Origin of the sequence: Kitasatospora sp. NPDC059673 (assembly GCF_042734215.1) — a bacterium.
Taxonomy (GTDB): Bacteria; Actinomycetota; Actinomycetes; order Streptomycetales; family Streptomycetaceae; genus Kitasatospora.
Genome location: NZ_JBHWEN010000025.1, coordinates 77,997 through 104,797, shown reverse-complemented (window position 1 = coordinate 104,797; position 26,801 = coordinate 77,997). Strand labels below are relative to the sequence as shown.

Annotated in this window: 24 protein-coding genes; 14 read left to right on the top strand and 10 right to left on the bottom strand. The window is 71.5% G+C overall.

Annotated features, from left to right (window positions below; genetic code table 11):
• On the bottom strand, positions 1 to 174 hold a 174-nt coding region (locus ACFV18_RS26110; protein ID WP_380487149.1), incomplete at its 3' end, for a helix-turn-helix domain-containing protein.
• Between the two features lie 117 nt (positions 175 to 291).
• A complete protein-coding gene (locus ACFV18_RS26105) occupies positions 292 to 1,509 on the bottom strand; it encodes a D-alanyl-D-alanine carboxypeptidase family protein (RefSeq protein WP_380487142.1) in 1,218 nt (405 codons plus the stop codon).
• A gap of 137 nt (positions 1,510 to 1,646) precedes the next feature.
• Here ACFV18_RS26105 and ACFV18_RS26100 point away from each other — a divergent pair, with 137 nt between their 5' ends.
• Both ACFV18_RS26100 and ACFV18_RS26095 read left to right on the top strand, forming a co-directional pair.
• A complete protein-coding gene (locus tag ACFV18_RS26100; protein WP_380487140.1) occupies positions 1,647 to 1,904 on the top strand; it encodes an SCO4848 family membrane protein in 258 nt (85 codons plus the stop codon).
• Positions 1,905 to 2,163: 259 nt separating this feature from the next.
• Positions 2,164 to 3,516 (top strand): hypothetical protein, encoded by a 1,353-nt coding sequence (locus ACFV18_RS26095; protein WP_380487138.1) that lies wholly within the window; start codon positions 2,164 to 2,166, stop codon positions 3,514 to 3,516.
• 57 nt (positions 3,517 to 3,573) lie between these two features.
• Here ACFV18_RS26095 and ACFV18_RS26090 read toward each other — a convergent pair whose 3' ends face one another.
• The 6 genes from ACFV18_RS26090 to ACFV18_RS26065 form a co-directional block, all read right to left on the bottom strand.
• The gene (locus ACFV18_RS26090; protein WP_380487136.1) at positions 3,574 to 4,347 is read right to left on the bottom strand and encodes a succinate dehydrogenase iron-sulfur subunit; all 774 of its coding nucleotides are present in this window, start codon (positions 4,345 to 4,347) and stop codon (positions 3,574 to 3,576) included.
• On the bottom strand, positions 4,347 to 6,089 hold the full coding sequence (sdhA, locus tag ACFV18_RS26085; protein ID WP_380487134.1) for a succinate dehydrogenase flavoprotein subunit: 1,743 nt from the start codon (positions 6,087 to 6,089) through the stop codon (positions 4,347 to 4,349). Before sdhA ends, ACFV18_RS26090 begins: the two co-directional genes overlap by 1 nt.
• A gap of 25 nt (positions 6,090 to 6,114) precedes the next feature.
• Entirely contained in the window at positions 6,115 to 6,603 is a 489-nt protein-coding gene (sdhD, locus tag ACFV18_RS26080; protein ID WP_035863367.1) for a succinate dehydrogenase, hydrophobic membrane anchor protein, read from the bottom strand.
• A gap of 6 nt (positions 6,604 to 6,609) precedes the next feature.
• Positions 6,610 to 6,990, bottom strand: a complete 381-nt coding sequence (sdhC, locus tag ACFV18_RS26075) for a succinate dehydrogenase, cytochrome b556 subunit (protein ID WP_380487132.1) — start codon at positions 6,988 to 6,990, stop codon at positions 6,610 to 6,612.
• Positions 6,991 to 7,208: 218 nt separating this feature from the next.
• Positions 7,209 to 7,706, bottom strand: a complete 498-nt coding sequence (locus ACFV18_RS26070) for a 2-oxo-4-hydroxy-4-carboxy-5-ureidoimidazoline decarboxylase (protein WP_380487130.1) — start codon at positions 7,704 to 7,706, stop codon at positions 7,209 to 7,211.
• Between the two features lie 239 nt (positions 7,707 to 7,945).
• Complete coding sequence (locus ACFV18_RS26065; protein ID WP_380487128.1) at positions 7,946 to 8,689, bottom strand: SDR family oxidoreductase; 744 nt, start codon at positions 8,687 to 8,689, stop codon at positions 7,946 to 7,948.
• A 186-nt stretch (positions 8,690 to 8,875) separates the two neighbouring features.
• Here ACFV18_RS26065 and ACFV18_RS26060 point away from each other — a divergent pair, with 186 nt between their 5' ends.
• Positions 8,876 to 10,465, top strand: a complete 1,590-nt coding sequence (locus ACFV18_RS26060) for a methylmalonyl-CoA mutase (RefSeq protein WP_380487126.1) — start codon at positions 8,876 to 8,878, stop codon at positions 10,463 to 10,465.
• 130 nt (positions 10,466 to 10,595) lie between these two features.
• On the opposite strand, the gene ACFV18_RS26055 is transcribed toward ACFV18_RS26060, so the two are convergent.
• Positions 10,596 to 12,647: a protease pro-enzyme activation domain-containing protein gene (locus tag ACFV18_RS26055; RefSeq protein ID WP_380487125.1), complete on the bottom strand. Its 2,052-nt coding sequence runs from the start codon at positions 12,645 to 12,647 to the stop codon at positions 10,596 to 10,598.
• 386 nt (positions 12,648 to 13,033) lie between these two features.
• On the opposite strand from ACFV18_RS26055, the gene ACFV18_RS26050 reads away from it, so the two are divergent.
• The 10 genes from ACFV18_RS26050 (at position 13,034) to ACFV18_RS26005 (ending at position 24,144) form a co-directional block, all read left to right on the top strand.
• A complete protein-coding gene (locus tag ACFV18_RS26050) occupies positions 13,034 to 14,284 on the top strand; it encodes an amidohydrolase (RefSeq protein WP_380487123.1) in 1,251 nt (416 codons plus the stop codon).
• Between the two features lie 85 nt (positions 14,285 to 14,369).
• Entirely contained in the window at positions 14,370 to 16,226 is a 1,857-nt protein-coding gene (locus tag ACFV18_RS26045; protein ID WP_380487121.1) for a glycosyl hydrolase family 28-related protein, read from the top strand.
• Positions 16,227 to 16,497: 271 nt separating this feature from the next.
• Positions 16,498 to 17,565: a BMP family protein gene (locus tag ACFV18_RS26040; protein WP_380487119.1), complete on the top strand. Its 1,068-nt coding sequence runs from the start codon at positions 16,498 to 16,500 to the stop codon at positions 17,563 to 17,565.
• A 367-nt stretch (positions 17,566 to 17,932) separates the two neighbouring features.
• Positions 17,933 to 19,402 (top strand): ABC transporter ATP-binding protein, encoded by a 1,470-nt coding sequence (locus tag ACFV18_RS26035; protein WP_380487147.1) that lies wholly within the window; start codon positions 17,933 to 17,935, stop codon positions 19,400 to 19,402.
• 4 nt (positions 19,403 to 19,406) lie between these two features.
• Positions 19,407 to 20,576, top strand: a complete 1,170-nt coding sequence (locus ACFV18_RS26030; protein ID WP_380487117.1) for an ABC transporter permease — start codon at positions 19,407 to 19,409, stop codon at positions 20,574 to 20,576.
• Entirely contained in the window at positions 20,573 to 21,838 is a 1,266-nt protein-coding gene (locus ACFV18_RS26025) for an ABC transporter permease (protein ID WP_380487115.1), read from the top strand. The genes ACFV18_RS26030 and ACFV18_RS26025 overlap by 4 nt, the downstream gene beginning before the upstream one ends.
• On the top strand, positions 21,835 to 22,221 hold the full coding sequence (locus ACFV18_RS26020; RefSeq protein WP_380487113.1) for a cytidine deaminase: 387 nt from the start codon (positions 21,835 to 21,837) through the stop codon (positions 22,219 to 22,221). The genes ACFV18_RS26025 and ACFV18_RS26020 overlap by 4 nt, the downstream gene beginning before the upstream one ends.
• Before the next feature lie 96 nt (positions 22,222 to 22,317).
• Complete coding sequence (locus ACFV18_RS26015; RefSeq protein WP_380487111.1) at positions 22,318 to 23,595, top strand: thymidine phosphorylase; 1,278 nt, start codon at positions 22,318 to 22,320, stop codon at positions 23,593 to 23,595.
• Between the two features lie 61 nt (positions 23,596 to 23,656).
• On the top strand, positions 23,657 to 23,809 hold the full coding sequence (locus ACFV18_RS26010) for a hypothetical protein (protein ID WP_380487109.1): 153 nt from the start codon (positions 23,657 to 23,659) through the stop codon (positions 23,807 to 23,809).
• On the top strand, positions 23,806 to 24,144 hold the full coding sequence (locus tag ACFV18_RS26005) for a helix-turn-helix domain-containing protein (protein ID WP_380487108.1): 339 nt from the start codon (positions 23,806 to 23,808) through the stop codon (positions 24,142 to 24,144). The genes ACFV18_RS26010 and ACFV18_RS26005 overlap by 4 nt, the downstream gene beginning before the upstream one ends.
• Positions 24,145 to 24,291: 147 nt before the next feature.
• On the opposite strand, the gene ACFV18_RS26000 is transcribed toward ACFV18_RS26005, so the two are convergent.
• A complete protein-coding gene (locus ACFV18_RS26000; RefSeq protein WP_380487106.1) occupies positions 24,292 to 25,566 on the bottom strand; it encodes an MFS transporter in 1,275 nt (424 codons plus the stop codon).
• Positions 25,567 to 25,630: 64 nt separating this feature from the next.
• Between ACFV18_RS26000 and ACFV18_RS25995 the strand changes: the two genes are divergently transcribed.
• Positions 25,631 to 26,587 carry a LysR family transcriptional regulator gene (locus ACFV18_RS25995; RefSeq protein WP_380487104.1) on the top strand — a complete coding sequence of 319 codons (957 nt, stop codon included), beginning with the start codon at positions 25,631 to 25,633 and terminating at the stop codon, positions 26,585 to 26,587.
• Positions 26,588 to 26,801 lie beyond the last annotated feature (214 nt).

Genomic DNA, 26,801 nt, shown 5'->3' with positions numbered 1-26,801 from the left:
GTCGTCCATGCCTGCCTCGCCGAGCGCGCGGTAGCGGTCGGCCCAGCGCTTGGCGGTGGTCGGGGAGACCTGGAAGCGTTCGGCGGCCCGCCGCAATGGCCAGCCGTCCTCGACCACGCAGCGGGCCAGGCGCAGGCGTCCCGTCTCGGTCAGCGGTGCGTTACGGTGTGGCATGAGGGCCTTTCTGGTCGCCGGTGAAGATGTCGCAATCCACACCTGGCCAGAAGGCCCTCACTCATTTCAAGATCACCACGCCGTGAGCCCTGTCACCAACCTCCGTGGTCAGTACAACTAGCGCCACTCGGGCGGCCTGCTGCGGGCCCGGGCCTCCCGCAGGGCGGCCCGGCGGCGCAGCACGCGCAGCCGCAGCATCCCGCCCGCCGCGACCGCCGCGCACACGCCGACCCCCGTCCAGGTCGCCGCGCCCGGGCTGTTCGCCCTGGCGTGCGCGGCCCGCACCGGGTCGGGTTGCTTCGCGGGCGGGTCGGCGGACGGCGCGGCCGGTGCGGACGGGGCTTCGGTGACCGGCCGGGCCCGGTCCTCGGCCAGCGCACCCACCGGGGTGACCTTGCCCGCCGCGGCGAAGCCCCAGTCGAGCAGCGCCGCCGCCTCGTCGTACACCTTCGGGCTGCTGTCCGGGTGCATCACCGTCACCAGCAGGGTGCGGCTGCCGCGCACGGCGGCGCCCGTGTAGGTCGCGCCCGCGTTGGTGGTGTAACCATTCTTCACGCCGATCAGCCCCGGGTACTTGCCGAGCAGCCGGTCGGTGTTGGCGATGCCGAAACTGCCGCGCTGCCCGTTCTTGTCGACCGCGCCGGGGAACTGCGCCCAGCGGGTGCCGCAGTACCCGCGGAACTCCTCGTTGCGCAGGCCCGCCCGGGCGAACAGCGTCAGGTCGTACGCGGAGGTGACCTGCCCGTCCATGTCGTAACCGTCCGGGCTGACCACATGGGTGTCGCGGGCCTGCAACTGGTCCGCGCGGGCCTGCATGTCGGTGACGGTCTTCGCCACCCCGCCGTTCATGTTTGCCAGCACGTGCACCGCGTCGTTGCCGGAGGACAGGAACACCCCGCGCCACAGGTCCTCGACCTTGTAGTCCAGGTCCTCCTTGATGCCGACCAGGCTGCTGCCCGCACCCATCCCCTGCAGCTCCGCCGAGGTCACCCGGTGCACCTCGTCCGCCGGGAAGCGCGGCAGCACGGTGTCCGCGAACAGCATCTTCAGGGTGGACGCCGGCGGCAGCTGCGCATGCGCGTTGAACGCCGCCAGCACCTCGCCGCTGCCCGCGTCCGCCACCACCCAGGCCTTCCCGGTCAGACCGGACGGCAACGGCGGCGCCCCCGCGCCCAGTGCGACCTGCACGCCCGCCGCGCCCAGCCGGTCGCCGCCCACCACGGGGGGCGGCGGGGCATCGCCGGAAGTCATGGCGCTCGCGGCCGGACGGCCGACCGGGAGCAGCACCAGCGCGGCCGCGGACGAACCGAGGACGATCCGGCGGATTGTCTGCATTCCCGGAAGCTAACCCGCGACCCGCCGCCCCACCGTCGAAGGTGCCTCCCGGCGCCACGAACGAGTACCGCCCACTGCTCCGTTCGGCGGGCCGCGCATACTGGACGGGCCACCCGTCTGCCGCGAAGGACCCCGTCATGAAGCTCAGCCGCCCGGTCTCCTGGTTCCTCACCGCCTTCGGCGTCTGGTCGGTCATGATCTGGACGACCTTCGCCAAGAACTTGTGGAAGGACTCCGGCGGCCAGGCCTTCGTCAACGGCGACCACTCGCAGCCCACCGCCTTCTTCTGGGTCCACCTGCTGCTCGCCATCACCTCCCTGCTGCTCGGCCTCGGCATCGGCTGGATCGGCGTCCGAGGCCTGCGAGCCCTGCGCAAGCCCGCCGTCGCGGAGTAGCGCCCCTGACCTGTACGCCGTCACCGCCGAGCGGCACCTGGTGACGTTCAGGGGCGTGGGCAGCCCGAAGGACCTGGGCGTTCTGGCCTGATGGTGCGTCAGGGCCCGTTCCGGCCAAGGCCGGTGCGGGTCTTTGGCGTGTCCGGACCTCTGGAGGTGGCTGAATCCGGCTGCTAGCCTGCCCGGCACGACTTCCGGGCGGATGGCGGCGTCGGGCCGGTGGCCGGGCCGGGGAGCAGGGGATGTGGGAGGCTCCGCGATGAGCACCAGCACCACCCTCGGCGACACCCGCCCCGAGTGGGCGCAGCGCCAGGAACGGGAGCGCCGGCACCGGCGCGCCAAGTCCCGGCTGCGGCTGCCGTTCGCCGTGGCGGCGGCCTGTCAGGCGGTGCTGCTGCTGTGGTGGGCGGCCGGGTACCCGGCGTTCACCGGCACCGCCGCGAGTGGTGGCGCGCCGCTGTACGACGGCGCCGTGCGGGCCCTGCACCCGGCGGGGGTGACGCTGGCGCAGACCGTGGTGGTGGCGTTCGCGCTCGGGCACCTGGTGGCCGCGCTGGCCCGGTTCGGGGTGCGCGGCCGCTGGTCGGGGCCGGCCGCCCTCGCGCTGGCCGCGCTGCCGCCGACCGGCAGCCTGGTGGTCTCGCTCAGCCCCGAAGTGCCCGCCACCGCAGGGGCGTTGCTGCTCACCGCGGCGGGCCTGCGGCTGCTCGCCCGGCGGGTGGACGGGACGCTGCACCGGGGCGGCCCGGCGCAGCGGCTGGATCTGGCCGTACTGTTCTCGGCCATCGTGCTGCTCGCGCTGACCGGCCCCCGGGGTGCGGGCACCGCGCTGATCGCCGTCCTGGTGCTGCTGCCGACGCTGCCCCGGGTGCGGGGCCGGCTCGCGCTGCTGACCGCCCTCGCGCTGGCGGTGCCGATCGCGCTCGCCCTGCTCGGCCACCCGGCGGCCCGGGCCGGCGACCTGCACCCGCTGCGCGCCGCCGACCTGGCGCTCGCCCAGCACCGCGACCCGGGCCGCCCGGAGCAGGCGCTGACGGCGCTCGCCCCGGCCGCCGACTGGGACGCGGCCGGCGCGGACTGCTCGGCGACCGCCGCCCTCACCGACCGCTGGGACACTGCCGCGGCCCGCCGTGAGCGGGACGAACTGGCCCGGGAATGGCGGCAGTTGCTGCGCGAGCACCCGGACCGGGTGCTGGACGCCCGGCTCTGCCGGGGCCGCCTCGCCTGGGCCGTGTGGGCGGGCACCGGCGGCCCGCACGCGGCCACCGAGGTGCCGGAGGCCTCCCCGTCCTCGCACGGCCTGCTGCGGCCGCTGCACTCCGCCGCCGCGTGGAGCCGCACCCTGCTGCGCGCCCCGCAGCTGGACTGGCTGCTGTGGCGCGGCGCCCTGTGGGCGTACCTGGGCCTGGCGGCGGCCCTGCTGTACGCCTGGCGGCACCGGCTGCCCGCGCTCGTCCCGGTGGCCGGTGCGGCCGTCCTGGGTACCCAGCTGGCGCTGACCGCGTCCGCCGCCGGCCAGGACTACCGGACCATGGCGGTGGCGCTGTTCCTCGGCCCGCTGCTGCTCACCCTGGCCACCGTCACGACCGGCCGCGGGCCAACGGCCCCATGAGACGCCGAAGGGCCCGCCCGGAGCGAACTCCGGACGGGCCCTTCGAACAGCGTGGGACTAGAAGCGACGCGTGACGAGCGCGCGCTTCACCTCCTGGATCGCCTTGGTGACCTCGATGCCACGCGGGCAGGCCTCCGAGCAGTTGAAGGTGGTGCGGCAACGCCACACGCCCTCACGGTCGTTGAGGACCTCCAGGCGCTGCTCGGCGCCCTCGTCGCGGGAGTCGAAGATGAAGCGGTGCGCGTTGACGATCGCCGCCGGGCCGAAGTACTGGCCGTCGTTCCAGAACACCGGGCACGAGGAGGTGCACGCGGCGCACAGGATGCACTTGGTGGTGTCGTCGAAACGCTCGCGGTCGGCCTGCGACTGCAGGCGCTCGCGGGTCGGCTCGTTCCCCGAGGTGATCAGGAACGGCATGACGTCCTTGTACGCCTGGAAGAACGGGTCCATGTCCACGATCAGGTCCTTGAGGACCGCGAGGCCCTTGATGGCCTCGATCGTGATCGGCTTCTCCGGGTTGACGTCCTTGATCAGGGTCTTGCACGCCAGCCGGTTGCGCCCGTTGATCCGCATGGCGTCCGAACCGCAGATGCCGTGCGCGCAGGAGCGACGGTACGTGAGCGTGCCGTCCTGCTCCCACTTGATCTTGTTGAGCGCGTCCAGGACGCGCTCCTTCGGGTCCATTTCGAGCTGGTAGTCCACCCACACCGGGTCCGGGTGCTCCTCCGGGTTGAACCGGCGGATCCGGAAGGTGACGTTGATCAGCTTGGTGCTGCCCGCCTCGACCGCGTCCAGCGCGGCCGAGTGCGTCTCGACGGTCGGAGTGGACATCAGTACTTACGCTCCATCGGCTGGTAGCGGGTCTGCACGACCGGCTTGTAGTCGAGGCGGATGGAGGTGGTGCCGTCCTCGGCCACCTCGCGGTACGCCATGGTGTGCTGCATGAACTTCACGTCGTCGCGGGTCGGGAAGTCCTCGCGGTAGTGACCGCCGCGGGACTCCTCGCGGGCCAGCGCGGAGACGACCAGCACCTCGGCCAGGTCGAGCAGGTTGCCCAGCTCGATGGCCTCCAGCAGGTCGGTGTTGTACCGCGAGCCCTTGTCCTGGATCGAGACGTTCTTGAAGCGCTCCTTGAGCGCCGCGACGTCCTTGACGGCCTGCTGCAGCGTCTTGCCGGTGCGGTAGACGGACACGTTGGTGTCCATCGACTCCTGCAGCTCCTTGCGGATCTGCGCGACCGACTCGGTGCCGGTGGACTCCCGCAGGCCCTCGACCATGGCCTCGACCAGCGCGCCCGGGTTCGGGGGCAGCTCGACGAAGTCGTGGTTGTCGGCGTACGCGGCGGCGGCGATGCCCGCGCGGCGGCCGAACACGTTGATGTCCAGCAGCGAGTTGGTGCCCAGGCGGTTGGCGCCGTGCACCGACACGCACGCGACCTCGCCCGCGGCGTACAGGCCCGGGACGATGTCGGTGTTGTTGCTCAGGACCTCACCCTCGACGTTGGTCGGGATGCCGCCCATCGCGTAGTGCGCGGTGGGCTGGATCGGAATCGGGTCCGTGTAGGGCTCGATGCCGAGGTAGGTGCGCGCGAACTCGGTGATGTCCGGCAGCTTGGCGTCCAGCTGCTCCGGCGGCAGGTGCGTCAGGTCCAGGTAGACGTGGTCGCCGTCGGGGCCGCAGCCGCGGCCGGCCCGGATCTCCGAGTAGATCGCGCGGGAGCACACGTCACGGGACGCGAGGTCCTTCATGACGGGGGCGTAGCGCTCCATGAAGCGCTCGCCGTCCTTGTTGCGCAGGATGCCGCCCTCGCCGCGGGCGCCCTCGGTGAGCAGGATGCCCATCCGCCAGATGCCCGTCGGGTGGAACTGGAAGAACTCCATGTCCTCCAGCGGCAGGCCACGGCGCAGCGCCACGGCCTGGCCGTCACCGGTCAGGGTGTGCGCGTTCGAGGTGACCTTGAACATCTTGCCGGTGCCGCCGGAGGCGAACACCACGGCCTTGGCCTGGAAGACGTGGATCTCGCCGGTGGCGAGCTCGTAGGCCACCACACCGGCGGTCTTGCCCTCGTTGATCAGCAGGTCGAGGACGTAGAACTCGTTGAAGAACTCCACACCGTGCTTGACGCAGTTCTGGAACAGCGTCTGCAGGATCATGTGGCCGGTGCGGTCCGCGGCGTAGCAGGACCGGCGGACCGGGGCCTCGCCGTGGTTGCGGGAGTGGCCGCCGAAGCGGCGCTGGTCGATCCGGCCCTGGTCGGTGCGGGAGAAGGGCAGGCCCATCTTCTCCAGGTCGAGGACCGCGTCGATGGCCTCCTTGCACATGATCTCGGCGGCGTCCTGGTCGACCAGGTAGTCACCACCCTTGACCGTGTCGAAGGTGTGCCACTCCCAGTTGTCCTCCTCGACGTTGGCGAGCGCGGCACACATGCCGCCCTGCGCCGCGCCGGTGTGCGACCGGGTCGGGTAGAGCTTGGTCAGGACCGCGGTGCGGCTGCGCTGGGTCGACTCGATGGCCGCGCGCATGCCGGCGCCGCCGGCGCCGACGATGACGGTGTCGTACTGGTGAATCTGCATGGGGTCAGTCGCCTCTGGTGGCTCGTCAGATGTTCGGGTCGAAGGTGAAGATCACCAGGGTGCCGAGGACGACCGTGAAGACGGTCGCGACAGCCAGGAGGCCCTTCAGCCACAGACGAGTGGCGTCCTTCTCCGCGTAGTCGTTGATGACGGTGCGCATGCCGTTCGAGCCGTGCAGCATCGCCAGCCACAGCATCAGCAGGTCCCAGATCTGCCAGAACGGCGAGGCCCAGCGACCGGCCACGAAGGCGAAGCTGATCTTCGAGACGCCGCCGTCCAGCATCAGGTTGATCAGCAGGTGGCCGAGGACCAGCACCACCAGGACGACACCCGACAGGCGCATGAACAGCCAGGCGAGCATCTCGAAGTTGGTGCGGGTACGGCGCGGGGTCTTCTTGGTGCGGGCCCGGGCGGGCTCCACCACGAAGGCGTCGGCAGGGTTGCCGGTGCCCAGGCCCTGGCCCGTGTGGGCCTGCAGCGAGGGGACCACCAGGTCCTTGGTCTCAGCGGACATGCGGGATCAGCCCCCGAACCAGGAACGAAGGGTGTGCTGCAGAACGGGGTAGAAGGCGCCGCCCATCAGGACGATCCAGATGCCGACCACGGTCCACAGCATCTGCTTCTGGTACTTCGGGCCCTTGGCCCAGAAGTCGACCGCCACGACCCGCAGGCCGTTCAGGGCGTGGAACAGGATGGCGGCCACCAGGCCGTACTCCATCAGGTTCACCAGCCAGAACTTGTAGGTGGCGATCACCGAGTCGTACGCCTCGGGCGACACCCGCACCAGGGCGGTGTCAAGGACATGTGCGAACAGGAAGAAGAAGATCAGGACGCCGGTGACTCGGTGAGCCACCCAGCTCCACATGCCTTCCCGGCCGCGGTACAGCGTTCCAGCCGGCACGGAAAACCCTCCGGAAGCGGTTTGGGGGCTCGGCCGGCTTTCTGTCGGTCAGCCCGGCCGGATACGGTCCACCGGCCGCGAGCATCCTATCGACGCGCCGCGCCCTGCCGCCGTCGGGGGCCCCTGCTGTGATCTATCAGGCACGTACGGGCTAATCGGAACGGGAACTCTGACGCTGCGTGACCGAATGGTCGCGCAACGGTGCGAATTCGCGCCGGTCAGCTCCGGACCGCCACCAGGTGCTCCAGGCGGGTCAGCGCTATCCGGCGCAACTCCTCGGCGGAGATGAGCCGTTCCTCGTCCAGATCGTTGGCCAGCCGGGTGCGGATCGAGGTCAGCACCGCGTCCAGCATCTCCTCCTGGTCCACCCCGTCCAGGCAGACCACGAAGACGTGGCCGAACCGCGCCTCGTACGCGGCGTGCGCGGCGCGCAGCGCGGTGTGGGCCGCCTGGCTGCCCGGGGCGCGCATGCCGAGCAGTGGTTGCGGCATCCAGCTCTCGTCGGCCAGCGCCTCGGCGAGGTCCGCCGGGCGCAGGTCGTAGCTGGCCTCGCTGGCCGCCGCGAGCAGGGAACCGATGTCGGGGTACGGGCGGTGGGCGGTCAGGCGCAGGGCCCAGCGGTGGCTGCCGCAGCAGGCGAGCAGCGCCTCCTCGACCGCGCCGGAGTCGGCTTCGTTGAACCGGTGCAGTCCCAGCAGGGACGGATCCGTCCGCACATCGAGAGGCTGCGGCGGGATGTCGCTGGCCAGCGGATCCTCCTCGTGAGGGCGGGAAGGGGGGATGCTGCAGAGACAGAGAGGGTGTGACAGCACCCCCGCGCGGGGCCTGGGCGGCTCGGCGGGGCAGCGCCTCCACGGTAGTTGAGGGTTCATCAGTTGGGGAGGCGGCGGGCCGATTTCATTCGATCGAGCTATCAAGTTGTGACCCGCCGCCGCTGCCGTTCACACAGAACCGCTCAACCGGTCCGGTGCACCTTGTGGTTGGCGGCCTGCGCCCGGGGCCGGACCACCAGCAGATCGATGTTGACGTGCGCCGGACGGGTCACCGCCCAGGAGACGGTGTCGGCGACGTCCTCCGAGGTGAGCGGCTCGGCGACACCCGCGTACACCGCGTCCGCCTTCGCCTGGTCGCCGCGGAACCGGGTCAGCGCGAAGCCCTCGGACTTCACCATGCCGGGCGCGATCTCGATCACCCGGATCGGCTCGCCCACAAGTTCGAGGCGGAGGGTCTGCGCCACCGAGTGGACGGCGTGCTTGGCCGCCACGTAGCCGCCGCCGCCCTCGTACGCGGCCAGCGCCGCCGTCGAGGACATGATCAGCACGGTGCCGTCGCCGGTGGCGCGCAGCGCGGGCAGCAGCGCCTGGGTCAGGTGCAGCACGCCCAGCACGTTGACCTCGTACATGGTGCGCCAGTCCGCCGGGTCGCCGGCCTCGACGCTGTCCGCGCCGAGCGCGCCGCCCGCGTTGTTCACCAGCACGTCCACCCGGCCGACCTCGGCGGCGAACGCGTCCACCGCGGCCCGGTCGGTGACGTCCAGCGTGTAGGAGCGGCCGCCGAGTTCCTTCGCCAGCAGCTCGATCCGGTCGGTGCGGCGGGCGGTCAGCACCACCTGGAAGCCGTCCGCGGCCAGCCGTCGGGCGGTCGCCGCCCCGATGCCGCTGCTGGCGCCGGTGACCACGGCCACCTTCTGCTCGCTCATGTCCACTCCTCGTGTGTCCGGCCAGGTGTTCGGTGCTGGGATCATCCCAAGGATCGCTCCGGACGTGTTGTGAGCAAGCTCCCAGCCGTGGCATCTGTCTGCCCGTGAGGGGCACGGCTACATTGCGTATCCAGCCGACGCGTTGATCGGCGCTGACCCTTCACCCATCTTCCGCGGAGGACACCCATGGCAGCCGAGCCCCGCCGCACCGAGTCGGGCCTGCCGATCGAGCCGGTGTACGGCCCCGAGACCCTGGCCGGCTTCGACGCCGCGAGCCGGCTCGGCAACCCCGGCCAGTACCCGTTCACCCGCGGCGTGTACCCGACCATGTACACCGGCAAGCCGTGGACGATGCGCCAGTACGCCGGCTTCGGCACCGCCGCCGAGTCCAACGCCCGCTACAAGCAGCTCATCGCCAACGGCACCATGGGCCTGTCCGTCGCCTTCGACCTGCCCACCCAGATGGGATACGACTCCGACGCCGCCATCTCGCACGGCGAGGTCGGCAAGGTCGGCGTCGCCGTCGACAGCGTCGAGGACATGAACGTCCTGTTCGGCGGCATCCCGCTGGGCGAGGTCTCCACCTCGATGACCATCAACGCGCCCGGCTCGCTGCTGCTGCTGCTCTACCAGCTGGTCGGCGAGGCCCAGGGCGTGCCGAGCAACAAGCTCACCGGCACCATCCAGAACGACGTGCTCAAGGAGTACATCGCCCGCGGCACCTACATCTTCCCGCCCAAGCCGAGCCTGCGGCTGATCGCCGACGTGTTCCAGTACTGCCGGGCCGAGATCCCCAAGTGGAACACCATCTCCATCTCCGGCTACCACATGGCCGAGGCCGGGGCGAACCCCGCGCAGGAGATCGCCTTCACCCTCGCCAACGGCATCGAGTACGTCCGCACCGCCGTCGCCGCCGGCATGGACGTCGACGACTTCGCGCCCCGGCTCTCCTTCTTCTTCGTCTCCCGCACCACGCTGCTGGAGGAGGTCGCCAAGTTCCGTGCCGCGCGCCGGATCTGGGCCCGCGTCATGAAGGAGGAGTTCGGCGCGAAGAACCCCAAGTCGCAGATGCTGCGCTTCCACACCCAGACCGCGGGCGTCCAACTGACCGCCCAGCAGCCCGAGGTCAACCTGGTCCGGGTCTCCGTGCAGGCGCTCGCCGCGGTGCTCGGCGGGACGCAGTCGCTGCACACCAACTCCTTCGACGAGGCGATCGCGCTCCCCACCGAGAAGTCCGCGAGGCTCGCGCTGCGCACCCAGCAGGTGCTCGCCTTCGAGACCGACATCACCGCGACGGTGGACCCGTTCGCGGGCTCGTACGTGGTCGAGGCGATGACGGACGAACTGGAGGCCGCGGCATTGGAGTTGATGGCCAAGGTCGAGGACATGGGCGGCGCGGTCGCGGCGATCGAACAGGGGTACCAGAAGGGCGAGATCGAGCGCACCGCGTACCGCATTCAGCAGGAGCAGGACTCGGGCGCGCGGACCGTGGTCGGCGTCAACCGCTTCCAGCTGGCCGAGGAGGAGCCGTACGAGCCGCTCAGGGTCGACCCGGCGATCGAGGCGCAGCAGGCGGAGAGGCTTGAGCGCCTGCGTTCCGACCGGGACTCGTCGGCGGTGGATCGGGCGCTCACGTCGCTGCGCAAGGCGGCGGAGGGGACGGAGAACGTGCTGTACCCGATGAAGGAGGCCCTCGCGGCCCGGGCCACTGTCGGCGAGGTGTGCGACGCGCTGCGCGGGGTGTGGGGGACGTACACGCCGGTGGACCGCTTCTGAGTGCAAGTAGGGGCCCGTGCCGCGATCTTTCCGGCACGGGCCTTCCGCTTCGCGCAGTTCCGCCCCCTCGGCTTCGCCTGGGGGTACCCCCAGCGCCCCTGACGGGGCGCGGGGGATTTTTTTTTACGGGTTACTTCTTGAGGGCGAAGGACTTGAAGAAGCCCTTGCCCGGGGAGCCCAGGCCGGTGGCCGTGTCGTAGCCGTTGGAGGCCGAGAGGCCGTAGTCGGCGCCGATCTTGTAGAGGCGGACGCGGAGGGTGTTGTTGATGACGCCGAGGTCGACGACGTTGCCGCGCTTGGTGTGGACGGCGTTGTCGTCCACGTCGTGGAAGGCGTTGGTGTCGGCGCGGTCGTAGAGGGCCGGGTTGGCGAAGCCGAGGGCGCGGCCGCCGCGGGTTTCGATGGCGTTGGCGAACATGGCCGCGGTCTCGGGGGCGGAGACCGAGGTGCCGCCGAAGCCGCCCTCGCTGTAGGCGCCGCCGGAGGTGAAGCCGACCAGGGTGGCGGCGACCAGGTCACCGCTCATGGCGATGTCGGGGGTGGCGCGCAGGGGGGTCTTGGAGGTGGTGCCGTCGGCCGCGGTCTTGCTGATGCTGTCCGGGACGACGCCCTGCTGGTACCACGGCTGGGCGAAGTCCTTGGAGACACCGCCGCCGCCGCCGAAGTAGAACTTGCCGGGCATCGGGCTCCAGGACTTCTGGTCGGCGGAGAGCACCGAGCGCAGGTCGCCCATCGAGACCTCGTGGCCGTACTTGCCGGACTTGTCGCCCAGTTCGAGGGCGGTGCCGCCGACCGAGGTGACCCACGGGGAGGCGGACGGCCAGTCGGCCTGGGCCTGGTTGGTGTCGGCCTGGCAGTTGACGCCGGTGGCGGCCGCGCCGGGGGAGCTGTCGCCGCAGTCGCCGGAGGAGAAGGTGAAGCCGATGCCGGTGACGGCGCCGAGCTGGAAGATCTGGTTGTCGGCGGCCACCACGGCGGGGTCGATGTCGCCGGACTTGCCGTGCATGATCTCGCCCCACGAGTTGGAGACGATGTCGGCGAGGTGCCCGTCTACGACCTTGGCCATGGCGTCGTAGAGGTCCTCGTCGTAGCAGGAGTTGCCGCCGACGTAGACGACGTTCGCGTCCGGCGCGAGGCCGTGCACCATCTCGACGTCGAGGGCTTCCTCGCCGGCCCAGCCGTCGGGGCCGCCGCACTCGTCCTGGTGGGTCCACTGGGCGGGCGTGACGTACTCGGTGTACTGGCCCGGCTTGAACGGCTGGTCGCCGTGCAGGGTGGAGAAGTGGTTGGCGTCCTGCTCCATGGTGGGCAGGCCGTAGGCGTCGATGACGGCGACGCGGGCGCCCTTGCCGGAGACCTTGGCGTCGCTGACGCCGTAGGCCTTGCGGAGCTGGGTCGGTATGTACGAGCAGGGGGCGAACGGCTCGTTCTTCTCGTAGCCCTCGGGGGCGCCCTTGGCGGTCTTGGAGCCGTAGCCGTCCTCGGAGCAGGTCGGGACGGTCGGCAGGGTCGCCGGGTCCTTCTTGTCCGGGCCGGCCTTGGCGGCGGCGTTCATCCGCTGCTCGGCCTCGCGGACCGAGGTGGCGGAGGAGCTGTTCTTGTGGATCGCGTCGGCCAGGCCGGAGACCGCGAGGACGGCGTCGGAGACGGACGCCGGGACCTTGGCGTCGGTGGTCGGGGCCCGGTGGGTGCCGTCCGCGGTGCGGTAGTTGTGGAAGCCGGTGCCGAACGCCTTGGACAGCGCGGCGGTGGAGCCGGACACCTGCACGTAGTGGGCGGTGCTGGCGGAGACGGTGAGGCCCGCGGCGGACACCCAGTCGGTGACGGCCTTGACCTGCTCCGGGGTGGCGCCGAACTTCGCCTGGACCTGGGCGGACGTCAGGTACGTGCCGTAGTCGGGCGAGTGGGGGTCGGAGACGGCCCGGGCGAGGGCGGCGAGGCCGCTGGCGTCGCGGCCGGCCAGGTAGATCCGGGCGGTGGCCGGGGCGGCGGCGTCGGCCGCGCCCGCGTCGGCCTGCGGGGTGGCCCACTCCGGGTGGGTGCCCGGCAGGGTGCGGGCGGTGTCGCCCACGGGGGTGGCGGCGCCGGCCGGTACGGCCGCGCCGAGGGTGGTGATGATCAGTGCGGCCGCGACGGTGGCCGGAGCGATGCTCTTGGCGAGCCGATTGCGCGTGATGGGCACGTCGGTCCCCCCTTCTCGGTTCGATGGAGCGTCAACCGCCCTTCGTGAGGGCGTGACGAGGCGCGCCGCAGGCGGACTGTCCCACCCCACTACGGCGCCGGAGTTGACTGTGCGACAGCTGTCTATTCGGACTGATGTGCCCTGCTCAAGGGCGGGTCCGAAAGCTTTACTCCGCCATGACCCGATCGGGGGGAAGGGTTGGCGCCCCTGGTGCGGGAGTGGCCGCTGGTGCAGGTCGTGGCACATGGCAGGCGGCGGGGGAGCCGAACACAGGATCGGGCCGAATCGAAGAGTCATACCCATCATGGGGGGCGGTATGCATCCAAACGGTGAGAACTTTGGTGGAAGTCGGGCCAAAAGCCCGTCACCGGCCTACTCTTGTCAAGGTGAACGATCCTCAGCCCGCAGCCGCTGCCACCGTCACCGCCGTCCGCCCGCTCGCCGCCCTCCGGGCCCGAGTAGCGGCCCACCAGGCCGAGTTGATCGACCTCCGCCGTGACCTGCACCGGCACCCGGAGCTCGGCCGCCAGGAGTTCCGCACCACCAGGCTGCTGCGCGAGCGCCTGATCGCCGCCGGGCTGGAGCCGCGGGTGCTCCCGGGCGGTACCGGCCTGCTGGTGGACCTGGTTCCGCCGGGCACCGCGCCCGGCACCCCGTTGCTGGCCTTCCGCGCCGACATCGACGCGCTGCCGATCGACGACGTCAAGAAGGACGTCCCGTACCGCTCCACGGTGGCCGGCCGGGCGCACGCCTGCGGGCACGACGTGCACACCGCGGTGGTGCTCGGCACCGGGCTGGTGCTGGCCGAGGCGCTGGCCGCGGGGGAGCTGACCCGTCCGGTGCGGCTGATCTTCCAGCCGGCCGAGGAGATGATGCCGGGCGGCGCGCTGGACGTGATCGCGGCCGGCGGGATGGAAGGGGTCGGGCGGATCTTCGCGGTGCACTGCGACCCCAAGGTGCAGGTCGGCCGGATCGCCCTGAAGACCGGGGCGATCACCTCGGCCTGCGACAAGGTGATGATCGGCGTGGACGGCCCCGGCGGGCACACCGCCCGTCCGCACCTGACCACCGACCTGGTCACCGCGGTCGCCAAGCTGGCCGCCGAGACGCCGTCGGCGCTGGCCCGCCGGATGGACCCGCGCTGGGGCGTCTCGCTGGTGTGGGGGCGGATCGCGGCCGGTTCGGCGCCGAACGTGATCCCGCAGCACGCCGAGCTGGAGGGCACCGTCCGCTGCCTGGAACTGGCGGGCTGGCGCCAGGCCCCCGAGGTGCTGGAGGAACTGGTCGCGCACCTCGCCGAGACGCACCGCGCCAAGTGGACGCTGAACTACCACCGGGGCGTCCCGCCGGTGGTCAACGAGGCCGATTCGATCGACCAGTTGGAACGCGCGATGAACGACCGCTTCGCCGAGGGCCGCGGCCCGGTGGTGGAGCCGACCGAACAGAGCCTGGGCGGCGAGGACTTCTCCTGGTACCTGGAGCACGCGCCGGGCGCCCTGGCCCGCCTCGGGGTGCGCGGCCCCGACGAGAAGGGCGTCCGCGACCTGCACCAGGGCGACTTCGACGCGGACGAGCGGGCGATCGCCGTCGGCGTCGAACTGTTCGCCGCGCTGGCGCTGGAGCACGCCCGGATCTGACCGGCGCCGGGGCCCCCTTCCCGGGGCGGTTGTTCCGTGGTCGAATCGGCCGCGAAACGATCACCCAGGGGAGGGGACCCGATCCATGGACAGCACTCGCCGCAGACTCCTGTTCGCCGCCGGAGCCGCCGGAGCCACCGTCACCGCCGGACTGGCCGCCGCACCGGCGGCCAGCGCCGCCGGACCGACCGTCCCGAAGCCGGACGAGCCGCTGGTCGACTGGTACAACGTCAGGCGGTACGGGGCCCTCGGCGACAACAGCAACGACGACTGGCAGCCCATCACCGACGCCATCGCGGCCTGCCCGCCCGGCGCAGTGGTGTACTTCCCGGCCGGGCAGTACCTGGTCGGGAAGCCCCTGGTGGTGCCCGCCCACGTCACGCTGGCCGGTACGGTCGGCAGCCGCTGGTTCAGCTACTTTCCGAAGAACTCCTCCGGCGGCCCGGTGCCGCCGGTGTACATCAAGCCCAAGTGGGGCGCCTTCAACGGCTCCACGCTGATCCAACTGGCCGGTACCGGCGCCCGCTTGCACGACCTGGTGCTCGCCTCCGGCCGCGCCACCGACAACTCGACCGGCGGCGGCCCCGTCCAGGGCGTGACCGCGACGGGCCAGATCAAGGCCGTCCGGCTGAACAACGTCGGGATCTTCAACTTCAGCGGCTACGGGGTGCGCACCGACACCGGCACGGACGGCTTCCCCGGGGGCTGGGAGGTCTCCCACCTGAACCTGGAGGCCAACAAGCTCGGCGGCTGGCGCTCCGACAACTCCGGCGACGCGGCGTTCGCCTTCGGCGACGGGGTGATCGACTCCTGCGAGGCCGGCGCCAACGGCGGCGACGGCTGGTACTTCGCGGGCACCGGCGCGCTCGGCTTCGTCGGCGTCCGGGCGACCTGGAACGCCGGCAACGGCTTCCACCTGACCGGCAAGTGCGGAACCACCGGCTTCACCGAGTGCCAGACCGACCGCAACGCCTTCAACGGCTGGCTGCTGGAGAGCCCGCAGATCACCCCCGCCTCCGCCCCCTCGCCGCACTCCATCACCCTGACGGGCTGCCAGGCCAGCCGCGACGGACGGAACGACAACGTCACGCCGGGCGGCTACGCCGGCTTCCGGATCGCCGCCCCCGCCGGTGATCCGGCCGTCCCGGTCACCCTGACCGGCTGCGCCACCCATGTCTCCGCGGACGACAAGCCCGGCGGGATGCTCGCCCCCGACTACGGCGTGTACGTCGACCACGCGCTGCGGGTGCTGCTCACCGGCTGCATGCTCACCGGCACCAAGGCGAGCGTGCGCGACGACGCGGGCGCGGTGCTGGACAACGGCACCACCATGCACAACCTGACCACCACCGCGGGTGTGTCGTACAACGTTCCGTCGCCCGCGATCACCCCGGCCGGCAACGCGCCGCAGCCCGCCGACTCGGGCTTCGGGACCTGGTCCTTCGACCCCGCCGCGGTGTCCGACAAGAGCACCCAGCTGAACTCGGGCAACGTCTACCTGGTGCGGGTGGAGACGCACCAGCCGGTCACCGTCTCGGCGGTCTCCGTACTGGTGGCGGGGAGCGGCAGCGGGTTCACCACCGGCAACGTGGCCGGCGTGTACGACCGCACCGGCAAGCTGCTGGCCGGCACCGCGGAGCAGGCGACGGCCTGGTCGGGCGGCGGGAACCTGCTGTGCCGGATGCCGCTGTCCAAGGCGGTCACCCTGGGGCCCGGGTTCCACTGGGTGGCGCTGCTGGCCAACGCGACCACCCCGCCGGCCTTCGCCCGGGGGTCGACGTTCCCGAACCCCGGCGCCTTCCTGAACGCCGGGCTCACCCCGGCCACCTACCGGGTCGCCGCGCTGAAGGACAGCGCCACCTCGCTGCCGTCCTCCTTCGATCCGGCGCAGAACCGGAACGCCGACGGCACGGTGCAGATGTTCTGGGTGGGCCTGAGCTGAGGCCGTCGGCCGGGGTGGGAGAGCCGCGTCCAAAGGTGCGACGCGGCGGCTTCCCGGGTAGGGACCGGAGGCGTACCGTGGTGGCGCGCTACCAGCCAGTAGCGGAACGGGAGTTGAACAAGTGTGCTGCTATGTCCGGATTTGCCCGGGCGTACGACCACATTTTGATAACAACCCCGGGGGCCGTGCATGCCGTAACACAACCGTGTTCTACGCGCGTTACGGTGGCGCTCGACCACGCCATTCGGGTGTGTGAGAAGGAGAAACTCCCTTGCGCCGTTCACTCAAGCTCGCCGCGGCCGTGCTCTCGGGTTCCCTGGGCATCGCCTCGCTCGCCGCCTGCGGCGCAAAGAGCACCGACAACTCCAACACCACCGCCAATGCCGGTGGCTCGGGTCTCAAGGTCGGCATGGCCTACGACATCGGCGGCCGCGGTGACCAGTCCTTCAACGACTCCGCCGCGCGTGGCCTGGACCAGGCCAAGACCGAGCTGGGCGCCACCATCAACGAGGCCGAGGCCAAGTCCGGCGAGTCCGAGGGTGACAAGGAGCAGCGCCTCAAGTCCCTGGTGACCGGTGGCTTCAACCCGGTCATCGCGGTCGGCTTCGTCTACCAGGACGCGGTCAACAAGGTCGCCAAGGAGAACCCGAACGTCAAGTTCGCGATCGTCGACTCCTTCTCGCCCGAGCAGCCGAGCAACGTGACCTCGCTGACCTTCTCGGAGGAGCAGGGCTCGTACCTGGCGGGCGTGGCCGCGGCCAGCAAGTCGAAGACCAAGCACGTCGGCTTCATCGGCGGTGTGCAGTCCGAGCTGATCAAGAAGTTCGAGGCCGGCTACGTCGCGGGCGCCAAGTCGGTCGACCCGAACATCGCGATCGAGGTCACCTACCTGACCACCCCGCCGGACAACACCGGCTTCGCCGACCCGGGCAAGGGCAAGCAGGCCGCGCAGGGCCAGATGGACAAGGGCGCGGACGTCATCTACTCCGCCGCCGGCTCCTCCGGCAGCGGCGCCATCGAGGCCGTCTCCAGCGCCCCGGGCAACAAGTGGGCCATCGGCGTCGACTCCGACCAGGCCAGCCAGCCGGCCCTGTCGAAGTACAAGGACCACATCCTCACCTCGATGGTGAAGAACGTGAACACCGGTGTGTTCACCTTCATCAAGTCGGCCAAGGACGGCAGCGCCCAGTCCGGCGTGAAGAACTTCGACCTGAAGGACGGCGGCGTGTCGCTGGCCGTCACCGGTGGCTTCATCGACGACATCAAGGCCAAGATCGACGCCGCCACCAACCAGATCACCAGCGGCGCCACCAAGGTTCCGACCGCTCCGCAGGGCTGATCCCCTGCCACCGTGCCGCCCGCCGACCGGGCGGCGCAGTGGTCTGACGCATCGCAGGGAAGGGGCTCGGACGGGATGCGCCCAGCGCATCCCCCGGGCCCCTGCCTGTGCCCCCACCGCCGCCCCGGTGTCCGTCCAGCGGCTGTACCACCCCCGGCCCCCCCTGAGCTTCCAGCGCAACGAAGCGCCCGACGACCAGCAGGAGATCGCCATCACTCCCTCCGACTCCGCCCCTCCCGGCGGCACCCCCAGCGCGGGGACGGCGACACCGGCCGTCGAACTGCGTGGCATCACCAAGCGCTTCCCCGGTGTGGTGGCCAACCACGACATCGACATCACCGTGCAGCGCGGCACCGTGCACGCCCTGATGGGCGAGAACGGCGCAGGCAAGTCCACCCTGATGAAGATCCTCTACGGGATGCAGAAGCCGGACGAGGGCACCATCGCCATCAACGGCGAGCAGGTGGCCTTCGCCACCCCGGGCGACGCGATCGCCCGCGGCATCGGCATGGTCCACCAGCACTTCATGCTGGCCGACAACCTCACCGTCTGGGAGAACATCGTCCTGGGCAGCGAGAAGCTGTACGGCATCGGCGCCAAGGCGAAGGCGAAGATCCGCGAGATCTCCGACCAGTACGGCCTGGGCGTGAAGCCGGACCTGCTGGTCGAGGACCTCGGCGTGGCCGACCGGCAGCGGGTGGAGATCCTCAAGGTGCTGTACCGCGGCGCCCGGATCCTGATCCTGGACGAGCCGACCGCGGTGCTGGTCCCGCAGGAGGTCGACGCGCTGTTCGACAACCTGCGCGACCTCAAGTCCGAGGGCGTCACCGTCATCTTCATCTCGCACAAGCTGCACGAGGTGCTGTCGGTCGCCGACGCGATCAGCGTGATCCGCCGCGGCACCACGGTCGGCGACGCCGACCCGAAGGTCGTCACGGCCCGGCAGCTGGCCGAGCTGATGGTCGGCGCCGAACTGCCGTCCCCGGAGAGCCGCGAGTCCACCGTCACCGACGTGGAGATGCTCCGCGTCGAGGGCCTGCGGATCGCCAAGCCGGACGCCGAGGGCGTCGAGCGAGTGGTGCTGGACGACATCTCGCTGCGCATCCGCAAGGGCGAGATCCTCGGCATCGCCGGTGTCGAGGGCAACGGCCAGGCCGAACTGGTCGAGGCGGTCATGGGCATGCTGCCGCTGGACGCCGGCACCGTCACGCTGGACGGCACCGACCTGAGCGGCGCCCGGACCCGGGCCCGCCGGGAGGCCGGCATCGGCTACATCCCGGAGGACCGGCACCGGCACGGCCTGCTGCTGGAGGCCCCGCTCTGGGAGAACCGGATCCTCGGCCACGTCACCGAGCGGCCCAACTCCAAGGGCGTGCTGCTCGACCCGGCCGGCGCCCGCGCCGACACTCAGCGGATCGTCGAGCAGTACGACGTCCGCACCCCCGGCATCGAGGTCACCGCGGCGTCGCTGTCCGGCGGCAACCAGCAGAAGCTGATCATCGGCCGCGAGATGAGCCACGATCCGAAGTTGCTGATCGCCGCCCACCCGACCCGCGGCGTGGACGTCGGCGCGCAGGCGCAGATCTGGGAGCAGATCCGCTCCGCGCAGCGCGAGGGCCTGGCGGTGCTGCTGATCTCCGCCGACCTGGACGAGCTGATCGGCCTGTCCGACACCATCCGGGTGATCTACCGCGGTGCGCTGGTCGCCTCCGCCGACCCGGCCACCGTCACCGCCGAGGACCTGGGCACCGCGATGACCGGTGCCGCCACCGGACACATCGTCTCCGACCGGAGTCCGTCCACCGTCACCGCCGGCCACGAGCAGGCGGGGGAGTAGCCACATGACCAGTCCCAACCCCCCGGCCGCACAGGCGCCCGACCGGCCGCGTTCGCAGCGGTTCGACCTGGAGCGGATCGGCCTCGGCCTGGCCGCGCCGGTGCTGGCCGTGCTGCTGTCGGTGGCCATCGCCGGCTCGCTGCTGGCGGTCTCCGGCCGCGACCCGTTCAACGCCTTCCAGATCATGTGGGACTACGGCACCGCGTCGGACGGCCAGGTCGCCGTCCTGAACAAGGCGACCGTGTACTACCTGGCCGCGGCCGCCGCCGCGTTCGGGTTCCGGATGAACCTGTTCAACATCGGCATCGAGGGCCAGTACAAGCTGGCCATGATGATGGCCGCGTACGTCGGCTCCCAGCTGGACCTGCCGGCCTTCCTGCAGATCCCGCTGCTGCTGATCGTCGCGATGTTCGTCGGTGGCCTGTGGGCGTCGATCGCCGGTGTGCTGAAGGTCTACCGGGGCGTCAGCGAGGTCATCTCGACCATCATGCTGAACGCCATCGCCACCGCCGTGATCGGCGTGCTGCTGGTGCCGGGCATCCTGGCGCCGAAGACCAGCGGCGTCACCAACTCGATCCAGACCGCGAAGATCTCCGACTCCAGCCACTTCTTCTCGATCGAGACCCAGGGCGGCACCCTGTGGGGCTTCATCGTGATCGCGGTGCTGGTCGGCGTGGTCTTCCACTTCACCCTGAACCGCACCCGGTTCGGCTTCGACCTGCGCGCCACCGGCCGCTCGGAGAGCGCCGCCAAGGCGTCCGGCGTCAACGTCAAGCGCATGGTGATCACCTCGATCGTGGTCTCCGGCGCGATGGCCGGTCTGGTCGGCCTGCCCGAACTGATGCAGAACACCTATTACTTCGGCCAGAACGTGCAGGTCGGCCTGGGCTTCATCGGCATCTCGGTGGCCCTGCTCGGCCGCAACACCCCGATCGGCATCGCGTTCTCCGCGCTGCTGTTCGCCTTCCTGGACGCCTCCGGCGCCCAGCTGCCCACCCGGGGCAACTACCCGGCCGAGATCATCCCGGTGATCCAGGGCACCATCGTCATCTGCGTCGTCGTGGCCTACGAACTGGTGCGCCGCTTCGGCCTGAAGCGCCAGCAGCAGAAGGTCGGCGCCGAGCTCGCCGCGCAGGCCGTCGCCGCGGCCGCCCAGAAGGAGGTGGCGGCATGAGCACCGCTGTCGCCAAGCCGAAGGCGCCCGTCGCGCCCGTGAAGAAGAAGTTCAAGCTGACCTGGCCGGTGGTGCTGCTGCTGATCGCGCTCGCCCTGCTGCTGTTCGCGGCGGTCGGTGCGATCACCGGCAACCACGGACTGACCTCCTCGGGCCAGATCGGCGCCGCGGTGTCCTCCGCCGTGCCGATCGCCATGGCCGGTCTCGGCGGCCTGTGGGCGGAGCGCGCGGGCGTGGTCAACATCGGCCTCGAAGGCATGATGGTGGCCGGCACCTTCTGCGGCGCCTGGGCCGGCTTCCTGGTCAACCCGTGGGTCGGCCTGCTGGCCGGCATGGCGGGCGGCGCGGTCGGCGGTCTGCTGCACGCGCTGGTCACCGTCACCTTCGGCGTCGACCACATCGTCTCCGGTGTCGGCGTCAACCTGCTGATCCCCGGCATCTGCGCGTACGTCAACCGGATCTACTACCAGGACTACAAGACCCAGGGCGCCGGTGCGAGCCAGTCGCCGCCCTCGGAGTCGCTGCCCACCTTCACCGTCCCCGGCCTGTCGGACTGGCTGAACGGCATCGAGCAGCACCACTGGTTCCTGGTCTCCGACGTGGCCGGCATCCTCCGCGGCCTGACCACCCACCTGTCGGTGGTCACCCTGATCGCCGCCGCGTTCCTGATCGCCAGCTACTTCGTGCTCTGGCGCACGGTGTTCGGCCTGCGGCTGCGCTCCTGCGGCGAGAACCCGACCGCCGCCGAGTCGCTGGGCGTCAACGTCTACAAGTACAAGTACCTCGCGGTGATCGCCTCCGGCGCCTTCGCGGGCCTCGGCGGCGCGTACCTCTCGCTGGTCGCCGCGCACTTCTACCGGGACGGCCAGACCCAGGGCCGCGGCTTCATCGGCCTGGCCGCGATGATCTTCGGCAACTGGATGCCGGGCGGCCTGGCCGCCGGCGCGGGCCTGTTCGGCTTCACCGACAGCCTCCAGCTGCGCGACGCCGACTCGGTGCACGTGCTGCTGCTGGTGGTCGCCATCGCGATGGCGATGCTCGCGCTGTGGCAGCTCTGGCGCCGCAAGTTCGTGGCCGGTGCGATCAGCATCGTGGTGGCCGGCGGCGTCGCCCTCTGGTACGTCACCACCGACGCCGTTCAGCGTCCGCTGATCGTCGCCACCCCGTACGTGATTACCCTGGTGGTGCTCGCGTTGGCCTCCCAGCGGCTGCGGATGCCCAAGGCCGACGGCCAGATCTACCGCAAGGGACAGGCCAAGTGACCGAGGTCGACTGGGAGTCGCTGCGCGCCGCCGCGCGCGCCGCGATGCGCCACGCCTACGCCCCGTACAGCAAGTACCCGGTGGGGGCGGCGGCCCTGGTCGACGACGGCCGCACGGTGACCGGCTGCAACGTGGAGAACGCCTCCTACGGCCTCGGCCTGTGCGCCGAGTGCGGCCTGATCTCCGCGCTGCACGCCACCGGCGGCGGCCGGCTGACGGCCTTCACCTGCGTGGACGGCGCCGGCGAACTGCTGATGCCGTGCGGGCGCTGCCGCCAGCTGCTGTGGGAGCACGGCGGACCGGACCTGCTGGTCGAACTGCCCTCCGGGGTACGGCCGATGAGCGAGGTCCTGCCGGACGCGTTCGGGCCGGACAAGCTGTAGCTTCTGCTGGCTGATCACATTGTTACGCGCGTAGAGTGTCGCGGGAGGAATCCCCCGCGGCACTCTTCGCATTTCACACCTCACTGGAGCACCTGCATGGACGCCATCTCCGTCATCCGGGCCAAGCGCGACCGGGGCGAACTGACCGACCCCCAGATCGACTGGGTGATCGACGCCTACACCCGCGGCGAGGTCGCCGACGAGCAGATGTCCGCCCTCGCCATGGCCATCCTGCTCAACGGCATGACGGCCCGTGAGATCAGCCGCTGGACCGACGCCATGATCCGCTCCGGCGAACGCATGGACTTCTCCTCGCTCGCCGTCCCCACCGCCGACAAGCACTCCACCGGCGGCGTCGGCGACAAGATCACCCTCCCGCTCGCCCCGCTGGTCGCCGCCTGCGGCGCCGCCGTCCCGCAGCTCTCCGGCCGCGGCCTCGGCCACACCGGCGGCACCCTCGACAAGCTCGAATCCATCCCCGGCTGGCGCGCCCTGCTCTCCAACGAGGAGATGCTCACCGTCCTGCGCGACTGCGGCGCCGTGATCTGCGCCGCCGGCGACGGCCTGGCCCCCGCCGACAAGAAGCTCTACGCCCTGCGCGACGTCACCGGCACCGTCGAGGCGATCCCGCTGATCGCCTCCTCGATCATGTCCAAGAAGATCGCCGAAGGCACCGGCGCACTCGTCCTGGACGTCAAGGTCGGCTCCGGCGCGTTCATGAAGAACCTCGACGACGCCCGCGAACTCGCCCGCACCATGGTCGGGTTGGGCCGCTCCGCCGGCGTCGCCACGGTCGCCCTGCTCACCGACATGTCCACCCCGCTCGGCCTCACCGCCGGCAACGCGCTCGAAGTCCGCGAGTCGCTGGAGGTGCTGGCCGGCGGCGGCCCCGCCGACGTCGTCGAACTCACCCTGGCCCTCGCCCGCGAGATGCTCGCCGCCGCGGGTGTCCACGGCAAGGACCCCGCCGACGCCCTCCGCGACGGCTCCGCGATGGACCACTGGCGCCGCATGATCACCGCCCAGGGCGGCGACGTCGACGCCCCCCTGCCCGTCGCCCGCGAGACCCACGTCCTCCCCGCCCCCGCGACCGGCGTCCTCACCACCCTCGACGCCTACGCCGTCGGCGTCGCCGCCTGGCGCCTCGGCGCCGGCCGCGCCCGCAAGGAGGACCCCGTCCAGGCCGGCGCCGGCATCGAACTCCACGCCAAGCCCGGCGACACCGTCACCGCCGGCCAGCCCCTCCTCACCCTCCACACCGACACCCCCGAGCGCTTCCCCTACGCCCTGGAAGCCCTCACCGACGCCATCACCGTCGCCCCCACGGGCACGGTCTTCACCCCGGCCCCGATCGTCCTCGACCGGATCGCCTAAGTCATACGACTCCGTGCGCGGCGGCAGTACGCCGCGCCGCGTGGGCGGAGTGCGCCACCTCATGGAGATCGAGCCGGAGATCCGTGACCGGCTCTCCGCGCTGCCGTCCCGGTCCCGGTCCCGGGCGCTGTGGGCGCGGAAGAGCTGTCAGCCGGAGCGCCTGCCCGCGTACGAGGCGTTCGGCCGCGCGGTCACGAAAGGCGACATTCGATGAACCACTCGCAGTGGAAGACCGCCCGCACCCGCGCCCTGCTCGGCGAGCCGCAGGCGGAGGACCCGGAGGTCGCCGCGCTGCGGCGGGAGATCCGCTGTGCGATGGCTCTCGGGCAGGCGGTGTACGACCGCCGGACCGCGCTCGGGCTGTCGCCGGCCGAGCCGGCCCGGCGGGCCGGGCTGACGGAGGCCCAGGCCGAGGTGATCGAGGGCGGGGACACCGTACCCACCCTGCCACTGCCGCACCGGCTGGCCACCGCCCTGGAGTCCGAACTCGACATCCACGTGGCCTCCGATCCGGCCGCCACCGTCCGCTTCGAGCCCCCGGCGGTGTAGTCAGCCTGCGTAGGTGCGCAGGACGCCGGTGTCGAGGGTCCAAGGGCCGGCGGTGATGACGTCCCCGAAGACCAAATTCCGGTTGCCGCAGGTCCGGCACTGCGGGCAGCAGATCGAGCACCGCCCGCAGTGCGGCGTAGTCGTCGGTCATGCCTGGACGGTAGCGGCCGCTGCCCTCCGGGAAGTGACGGCGCGGTGGGAGGCGTACAGGGTGACGCCGGCCGCGCAGGTCATGGCGGTGAGGGCGACGGTGGCGGTGCCCGGCCAGCCGGTGGAGTGGTAGGCGTCGGCGCCGATCGTGCCGCCGAGGCTGTTGCCGAGGTAGTAGGCGATCAGGTAGAGCGCGGAGGCCTGGGCGCGGCCGGTGGTGGCGGTGCGGCCGACGGAGGAGGAGGCCGTGGCGTGGCCGGCGAAGAAGCCGGCGGTGATCAGGACCAGGCCGAGGATCGCGCAGAACAGGGAGTTCGCGAGGGAGAGCAGCAGGCCGGCCGTGGTGGTGGAGATCGCCAGGTAGAGGGTGCCGCGGCGGCCCCAGCGGACGGTGAGGCGGCCGGCCGAGGCGGAGGACGCCGTGCCGACCAGGTACACCACGAAGATCGACGCGGCGATCGACTCCGGCAGGTGGAACGGCGCCGAGACCAGCCGGTAGCCGACGGTGTTGTAGACCGCGCCGAAGACCGCCATGAACAGCATCCCGAGCGCGTACAGCCGCAGCAGCAGCGGGTTGCGCAGGTGCCCGGCGACGGTCGCCGCCAGCGCCCGGGCGTCCACCGGCGTCCGCCGGAAGTGCCGGGCCCGGGGGATCAGCAGCCGGAAGGCGAGTACCGCGAGCAGCGCGAGAACGGCCGAGACCGCCAGCCCCCAGCGCCAGCCCCAGGCGGCCGCGACCCAGCCGGAGACCAGGCGTCCGCCCATCCCGCCGATCGAGTTGCCGGCCACGTACAGGCCCATCGCGGAGGCGAGCGCCGCCGGGTGCACCTCCTCGGCGAGATAGGCCATCGCGGTGGCGGGGAGCCCGGCCAGCGCCGCGCCCTGGACGGCCCGCAGGACCACCAGCGTGGTGAGGTCCGGGGCGAGCGGCAGCGCGAGGGCGAGCAGCGCGGCGGCGAGAGTGGAGGCCGTCATCACGGCGGTGCGCCCGTACCGGTCGGACAGGGCGCTGGCGGGCAGCAGGGCGAGAGCGAGTCCGAGGGTGGATGCGGAGGCCGTCCAGCTGGCCTGACTGGGCGTCAGGTCGAGGTCGGCGGAGAGCACCGGCAGCAGGCCCTGGGTGGAGTACAGCAGGACGAAGGTGGCGACACCCGCCGCGAACAGGGCGAGGTTGGCGCGGCGGAAGTCCCGGCTGCCGGGGCGAAGGCGCAGATCGGACGAGGACACGGATGCGGGGGCGGGCGCGGACGCCTCGGTACTGGCAGGCTGCATGGCTTCGACGCTATGGCCGCGCGGCCTGATGCGTCCAATGCATGAATGCGGGAAACTTCATGCTGTGACGTATGAGAGCAGCTCCGCGCCCGTCCGCCTCGCCGAACTCGGTCCGGACACCGATGTGACGCGCCTCGCACCGCAGTTGGCGGAGTTCGCGGCGGTCGCCCGGCTGGAACACGTCACCCAGGCCGCGCACCTCCTTGGCATGCCGCAGCCCACCCTCTCCCGGGCCGTCGCCCGCCTGGAAGCCGAACTCGGCGTCGACCTGCTCGCCCGACAGGGCCGCACCGTCCGCCTCACCCGGGCCGGACGGCTGCTGCTGGACGCCGTCGAACGGGCACTGGCCGAGGTCGAACGCGGCGCGGAGGCGGCACGGGCGGAGGCCGACCCGGCGGCCGGGCGGGTCGCGTTCGGCTTCCTGCACACCATGGGGACGGACGCGGTGCCCGCCCTGCTGCGAGGATTCCGGGCCGGGCACCCGCAGGTGCGGTTCCAGCTGGTGCAGGACTACGTCGCCGCGATGCTGGAACGCCTGCGCGCAGGGGAGTTGGACCTCTGCCTGGTCTCGCCGCTCCCCGACGCGCCCGACCTGACGGCCCGTCCGCTGGACGAGCAGCGGCTCTACCTGACCGTCCCCGCGGACCACCGGCTGGCCGCCCGCCGCCGGATCCGGCTCGCCGAGGTCGCCGACGAGTCGTGGGTGACGGTCGAGGAGGGCTACGGGCTGCGCCACATCATGGAGGGTTTCTGCGCGGAGGCCGGCTTCACCCCGCGGATCGCCTTCGAGGGCGAGGAGGTCGAAACCCTCCGCGGCCTGGTCGCCGCCGGCCTCGGCGTCGCCCTCCTCCCACCCGCGCTCGTCCCCCGCCCGGGCGTCGTCGAACTCGAGGTCACCGCCCCTCGCACCCGCCGGGCGATCGGCCTCGCCTGGCACGCGACCCGCCCACTCACGCCGCCGGCGGCGGCCTTTCGGGACTTCGTGCTGTCGCGGCGGGGGAGCATTCTGGCGCACGACTGAGCGCGGGTTCCGCTTTGCGGTGTGGGGGGTGGTGGGAGATGGGGCCGGGCGTCGTCGGGCTCGGAGTCGCCGCCCCCCGTGCCCGGCGGGCGATCGGCCTCGCCTGGCACGCGACCCGCCCGCTCACGCCGCCGGCGGCGGCCTTCCGGGACTTCGTGCTGTCGCGGCGGGGGAGCATTCTGGCGCACGACTGAGCGCGGGTTCCGCTTCGCGG

What these genes read in the sequence shown, in the direction of transcription:
- ACFV18_RS26015 (WP_380487111.1), top strand. Translation starts at nt 22,318, where the DNA reads ATGGACGCCATCTCCGTCATCCGGGCCAAGCGCGACCGGGGCGAACTG.
- ACFV18_RS26035 (WP_380487147.1), top strand. Translation starts at nt 17,933, where the DNA reads ATGGGCGAGAACGGCGCAGGCAAGTCCACCCTGATGAAGATCCTCTAC.
- ACFV18_RS26105 (WP_380487142.1), bottom strand. Translation starts at nt 1,509, where the DNA reads ATGCAGACAATCCGCCGGATCGTCCTCGGTTCGTCCGCGGCCGCGCTG.
- ACFV18_RS26095 (WP_380487138.1), top strand. Translation starts at nt 2,164, where the DNA reads ATGAGCACCAGCACCACCCTCGGCGACACCCGCCCCGAGTGGGCGCAG.
- ACFV18_RS26005 (WP_380487108.1), top strand. Translation starts at nt 23,806, where the DNA reads ATGAACCACTCGCAGTGGAAGACCGCCCGCACCCGCGCCCTGCTCGGC.
- sdhA (WP_380487134.1), bottom strand. Translation starts at nt 6,089, where the DNA reads ATGCAGATTCACCAGTACGACACCGTCATCGTCGGCGCCGGCGGCGCC.
- sdhD (WP_035863367.1), bottom strand. Translation starts at nt 6,603, where the DNA reads ATGTCCGCTGAGACCAAGGACCTGGTGGTCCCCTCGCTGCAGGCCCAC.
- ACFV18_RS26065 (WP_380487128.1), bottom strand. Translation starts at nt 8,689, where the DNA reads ATGAGCGAGCAGAAGGTGGCCGTGGTCACCGGCGCCAGCAGCGGCATC.
- ACFV18_RS26000 (WP_380487106.1), bottom strand. Translation starts at nt 25,566, where the DNA reads ATGCAGCCTGCCAGTACCGAGGCGTCCGCGCCCGCCCCCGCATCCGTG.
- ACFV18_RS26030 (WP_380487117.1), top strand. Translation starts at nt 19,407, where the DNA reads ATGACCAGTCCCAACCCCCCGGCCGCACAGGCGCCCGACCGGCCGCGT.
- ACFV18_RS26090 (WP_380487136.1), bottom strand. Translation starts at nt 4,347, where the DNA reads ATGTCCACTCCGACCGTCGAGACGCACTCGGCCGCGCTGGACGCGGTC.
- ACFV18_RS26045 (WP_380487121.1), top strand. Translation starts at nt 14,370, where the DNA reads ATGGACAGCACTCGCCGCAGACTCCTGTTCGCCGCCGGAGCCGCCGGA.
- ACFV18_RS26100 (WP_380487140.1), top strand. Translation starts at nt 1,647, where the DNA reads ATGAAGCTCAGCCGCCCGGTCTCCTGGTTCCTCACCGCCTTCGGCGTC.
- ACFV18_RS26060 (WP_380487126.1), top strand. Translation starts at nt 8,876, where the DNA reads ATGGCAGCCGAGCCCCGCCGCACCGAGTCGGGCCTGCCGATCGAGCCG.
- ACFV18_RS26025 (WP_380487115.1), top strand. Translation starts at nt 20,573, where the DNA reads ATGAGCACCGCTGTCGCCAAGCCGAAGGCGCCCGTCGCGCCCGTGAAG.
- ACFV18_RS26010 (WP_380487109.1), top strand. Translation starts at nt 23,657, where the DNA reads ATGGAGATCGAGCCGGAGATCCGTGACCGGCTCTCCGCGCTGCCGTCC.